Raw genomic sequence first — 5,051 nt, forward strand, 5'->3', positions numbered from 1 at the left:
CTGAGTTTTTGATTGAGCGGTTGCGGTATTCTTGGGTTGAGAAAAAACGAGAGCGAAGAATTATTGGGATATTCGTGTTCCTCTTGATAGTTGTTTCATTTCCTCTACAAATCTATTACTTCTGTGTATCATCATATCTATATATTGCTCCTCTTGGTGTTGTTGGTGGTTTTAGTAGTATTTGTATTGGTTGTCTTATTGCACTTTTACCTAACTCATCAAGAGGCCGGAAATTTTTATCTTCTATAGGTGTAACTAGCAAACATTTGAAGTCTTTTGAGTCGTTCATAGGCATAGATAAGATGACACTTTATAAAGGCATAGATAAAAAATCTGATTTTGAAGTGGAAACTTTAAGTTTTTCTTGGGCGGAACTTAAAAAATCGTTATCAGATATATCTGATCTTCCAATAACAAAATTTATGTTTTATATTTGTATATTTGTATCTATTTCATCAGCTTTAATGATTATAATAGGCTATTATAAATATCTATCTTATCTTCTATCCATGAGTTGTATTTTGCTATTAACTCTTTGTACATTATGTGTGGATGCCTTAAAATCTGGAGAACTTAAAAATAGAAAATTTCCCAATGAAGGAATGTGGAAAACAGCTATTAACGCAGGTATATTAGTAATTATTACTGTAACTATTTCAACAACTTTATTGCTTCTTCTACAAATAATCAACCTTGAACCTAATCGTTACATTATGTTGAGAACATTAGCTATTATGCCAACTTTAAAATATCTCCCATTTTTAACAGTTTTAGCCACACACCTAGCTATCCGTCTCATTCTTTTTATCACAAAAAAAGCCCCCTGGAATTACGCCCGCTTCCTCAACTATGCCACGGAAAAAATGTTACTTCAGCGTGTTGGAGGTGGTTATCGATTTATTCATAGATTACTTCAACAACGTTTGGCATGGCGATATAATAATCAGCAAAAATAATACTCTTTTTCCAATTTTTATATTACGTTCGCCAGTCATTGTTTTATCTCCTTTTCATAAACTAATACCTTTTGAAAATAAACATTTTTAGCTTTTATGTAACTAAGAATTTATCTTTGCCATCATAACCTTATTTTCTTTAAATTTCCTTTTGATTTATGTGATATCAAATCCGCTGGCTTTGGAGTAATATAATTCTATCGTCAGTAGGATCAAACGGCCGTTTGCCTCCTACAATATTGACTATTTTTCCCTAATTCTGAATTATACCAATGCTACCGGATTTGATATGAAACCCTATTAAGCTAAAACCAATTTACAAGGTTAAATACTTATTTCTACATACCAGAAATATTCCAACTATCTAAAAGTTGCTGTAATTTTTCATCACTAAAATCATTAATAACAATACTCGCTCCTACCTCTAATAAAGATTCAGGTTCATGGGTAGAAGCAACTCCTACTGTATAAATTCCTGCTCCGACTGCTGACTTAATTCCTGAACGAGAATCTTCAAAAACAATTGCCTCTTCCGGGGAAATTTCCAATTTTTCTAAACATAATTTATAAGGTGCAGGATCGGGTTTTCCCACAGTCATTACTCCACCTAATATTACTAATGGAAAAGTATCTGTTAGCTGCAAAATATCTAACATAAATTCAGCATTTTCTGGAGGTGCATTTGTCACAACTGCTTTCTGAAGTTTTTGGTTTTCCAGCCATTCAATAAATTCTAATAATCCTGTTAATGGCTTTAAGTTTAAGGCAATTTCTCTAAATTTTACTTCCTTATAATTTGCTAGTTCTTCTGCTTCTGTGGTTGATAGTTGTGGTAGTAAATCTTGAATAATTGCTGGATTAGTTCTGCCACTAATATATTGTTTATAAGAGTTATGGTCAATTATTACTCCGTGATTATTTAAAATTTCTTTCCAGGTTTCGTAATGCAAAGGATCTGTATTTGCTAGGGTGCCATCGAGGTCAAACAAAATTGCTTTGAGCATCTTAATTTATATAGATAGTGTTTACTTTATGAGGTCTAAACTAAAAGAATAAAAACCTAACAATGTATCATTTTAGATAATATTGGCGAGATATCGAAAAATACATTGAAACAATTTTAATTATACATACAAGTCAGTATAGTAAAAATTTTTGAATTTGAAAAAGTTGTAAGTGTTACTAATAAAATTTTTTACTGCTTTCGACATAATTTAATATACAACTTTTATCTCTCCATACTTACTTTTTGGTGATTTAGGTTTAATCACTATTTCAATATCTTGATCTAGATAATTAAGAAACTGAAATAATTGGTCAGAATCAAATTCTTGAAACAGACCACTGATAAGTCTCGAATTTTTTTCCTCACTAATACCTAATAATTCTGATGCTGTAGAAAGAGTTAATTGACGTTCATTAATTAATTCACATATACGGTTAGCAATTTTTGCCTTAGATAGAGTTTTTTCAGCATTATTAATACCTAAATCAGCAAACACATTGCCACTACTTGCAGTGTAAGCATTTCCTGCGGAATGCTGCGCAAACAGCTATTAGCTATGAGTTATTAGCTATCATAATGGAGTTTTAATGAATATAGACTATTGAGTGCCAGATTTTATAGTTAAGTATAAATTTTGCCTCAATGAGTAAAGCTTTTATCTAAATAGCTGATTGCTGATTGCTTACCTTGCAGTTATTAAAGTTTTATCACTCATTATTATCAAAATAACATGGGTCTAAAACCCCGCCTTTTAAGGCGCAATATTTTTGGAGAGTTGCTCAAATCCCCTACTTCCCCTCCAGGGAGGGGTTAGGGGTGGGTTAACTTCTGACTCTCTTGGTGCGCGTTCCCTCTCTTGGTCAGCATTCCCTTGCGTCTGACGCCGACGCGGGGTCTGACCGCTTGCGACTGGTGTCGTCGCGGGGTCGCACCGCTTCTGACTTCTGACTTCGTTAATATCCCCTTGATTATTAGACATCTCTAGAAAAGAGGGAGTAGGGACATTGCATGCAACGTTCCTACAGAGTAGAGGAAAAAAAAGCTGAAAGCTGATGGCTAAAAGCTGAAAGCTAGTTAATACTTCCGTTCCTGTGGTTCAAACATGGTAACTGCCACAGGTCGATAATTAATATCAATTCCTGCTAAGGAATAATACGCCAAAGTATGCCGTAAAAACTGCTCATCATTTCGTTGCGGAAAATCTTCCCGACTGTGAGCACCACGACTTTCCTGACGACTCAGCGCCGAACTTAAAATTGTTTCTCCCACCACAATAATACTCCGCAACTCCAATGCCTCAATAACCTCCGTATTCCACAACTTACCCTTATCATCCAAATAAACTTCCTTATATTGCTCCTGCAATTGCTTCAACTTTTCCAACCCTTTCTGCATCACACCCTGAGAACGAAATACACCGCAATGCTCAGTCATCGTATCCTGAAACTGCTGCCGTAAAAAATCAATACGATATTCTCCCGAACGCTCTAACAACCCTTCAATCTGTTCTCGTGCCTCCTGAATATAAGATTCTTCCTCAATATTCGGCAATTTGCGACCTTCCACAAACTCAGCGATCGCTGCCCCAGTCCGTCGTCCATAAACCACACATTCCAACAAAGAATTACTGCCCAAACGATTCGCCCCATGCACCGACACACAAGCACACTCACCCGCAGCAAACAACCCATCCACCAAACTATCAGCACTTGCAAAAACTCTACCATCAGTATTAGTAGGAATGCCACCCATAGAATAATGAGCAGTGGGACGTACTGGCATCGGTTCATTCACCGCATCAATACCTAAAAGACGATGTGCCTCTTCCCAAGCAAAGGGTACTCGACTCATAATTTTTTCCCGCCCCATGTGACTCAGATCGAGATAAATAAACGGACCTCCCGCACTACCATCCATATTAATTCCGCGACCAGCACTAATTTCCAAAGTAATAGCACGGGAAGTAATATCGCGGGGAGCCAACTCCATGCGACTCGGAGCATAATTTGCCATAAAGCGATCGCCATCACTATTAATCAGATAAGCACCCTCACCGCGCACTGCTTCAGAAATCAAAACTCCTGCTGGATATAAACCTGTAGGATGAAACTGTACAAACTCCATATCTTGTAGAGGAAGGCCCATCATTGCTGCCATTGCCAAACCGTCGCCAGTAGAAGCATAATCATTGGAAGTGGTATTAAATACTCGACCATAACCACCAGTAGCAAACATTACTGCCTTTGCTCGCAGCACAACAATTTCACCATCCAGAATATGGTACATAACTACGCCCTTTGCTTGACCATCTTCGAGTATCAGGCGCATTACATACCATTCCTGATAAATATGCACCCCATAACGACGGAGGTTATTTACCAATTCATGTAAAATAGCGTGACCAGTTTTATCCGCAGCGTAACAAGTCCGGTTGTGGGAGTGACCGCCGAAAGCACGTTGAGCAATGCGACCATCTGGCAACCGAGAAAATAATACCCCTAAGTGTTCGAGGTCAATAATTACATCTGGTGCTTCTTTTGCCAAAATTTCTACTGCATCCTGGTCAGCTAGATAGTCGGAACCTTTAACGGTATCAAAAGCATGAGCTTTCCAACTATCTTCAGGATCTACATTTTGGAGGGAAGCTGCTATTCCACCTTGAGCTGCTACCGAGTGGGAACGAATGGGGTGAGTTTTGGCAACAACTGCCACATTTAAGCTAGGATTTTTGCGAGCTATTTCTACAGCAGCGCGACTGCCTGCCAGACCGCCACCTACTATTATTACGTCGTGTTCTAGCATTAAGTAAATCTCTAATAGTTTTATGCTTTTATTATTTTATATCAAATCTGGTTAAATAACCTCACAATCAATAGACCCAGAAAAGAGGGAGTAGGGAGTAGGGAGTAGGGATAAATAATTGATAATTTATGTAGAACAATTGATTTTATTTTTTATTATTGGAAATGTCTAATAGCTTAAAATCCTGATTATGACGTGATTGGATCTATGAGCAATTAGGCATATTTTATATTATATCATGTCCGGTTGAATACATAATACTAGTGCAGGATGGCGGAAATAACTAA

General features: G+C 37.1%; 4 protein-coding genes and 1 pseudogene. 1 reads left to right on the top strand and 4 read right to left on the bottom strand.

Annotated features, from left to right (window positions below; all coding sequences use genetic code 11):
* Positions 1-956, top strand: a pseudogene (locus AC3DU7_RS24840) (hypothetical protein); the annotation flags it as partial.
* A 338-nt stretch (positions 957-1,294) separates the two neighbouring features.
* On the opposite strand, the gene AC3DU7_RS24845 reads toward AC3DU7_RS24840, so the two are convergent.
* The 4 genes from AC3DU7_RS24845 to AC3DU7_RS24860 form a co-directional block, all read right to left on the bottom strand.
* Entirely contained in the window at positions 1,295-1,960 is a 666-nt protein-coding gene (locus AC3DU7_RS24845) for an HAD family hydrolase (protein ID WP_488041971.1), read from the bottom strand.
* 210 nt (positions 1,961-2,170) lie between these two features.
* Complete coding sequence (locus tag AC3DU7_RS24850; protein ID WP_488041972.1) at positions 2,171-2,458, bottom strand: helix-turn-helix domain-containing protein; 288 nt, start codon at positions 2,456-2,458, stop codon at positions 2,171-2,173.
* 255 nt (positions 2,459-2,713) lie between these two features.
* The gene (locus AC3DU7_RS24855) at positions 2,714-2,941 is read right to left on the bottom strand and encodes a hypothetical protein (RefSeq protein ID WP_488041973.1); all 228 of its coding nucleotides are present in this window, start codon (positions 2,939-2,941) and stop codon (positions 2,714-2,716) included.
* A gap of 95 nt (positions 2,942-3,036) precedes the next feature.
* Positions 3,037-4,764 (bottom strand): succinate dehydrogenase/fumarate reductase flavoprotein subunit, encoded by a 1,728-nt coding sequence (locus AC3DU7_RS24860; RefSeq protein ID WP_488041974.1) that lies wholly within the window; start codon positions 4,762-4,764, stop codon positions 3,037-3,039.
* Between the last annotated feature and the right edge of the window lie 287 nt (positions 4,765-5,051).

The organism is Okeania sp. (assembly GCF_983059655.1).

Bases quoted from the DNA above. Each gene is read 5' to 3' on its own strand.
- AC3DU7_RS24845 (WP_488041971.1), bottom strand. From the start codon at position 1,960: ATGCTCAAAGCAATTTTGTTTGACCTCGATGGCACCCTAGCAAATACA.
- AC3DU7_RS24855 (WP_488041973.1), bottom strand. From the start codon at position 2,941: ATGTCTAATAATCAAGGGGATATTAACGAAGTCAGAAGTCAGAAGCGG.
- AC3DU7_RS24860 (WP_488041974.1), bottom strand. From the start codon at position 4,764: ATGCTAGAACACGACGTAATAATAGTAGGTGGCGGTCTGGCAGGCAGT.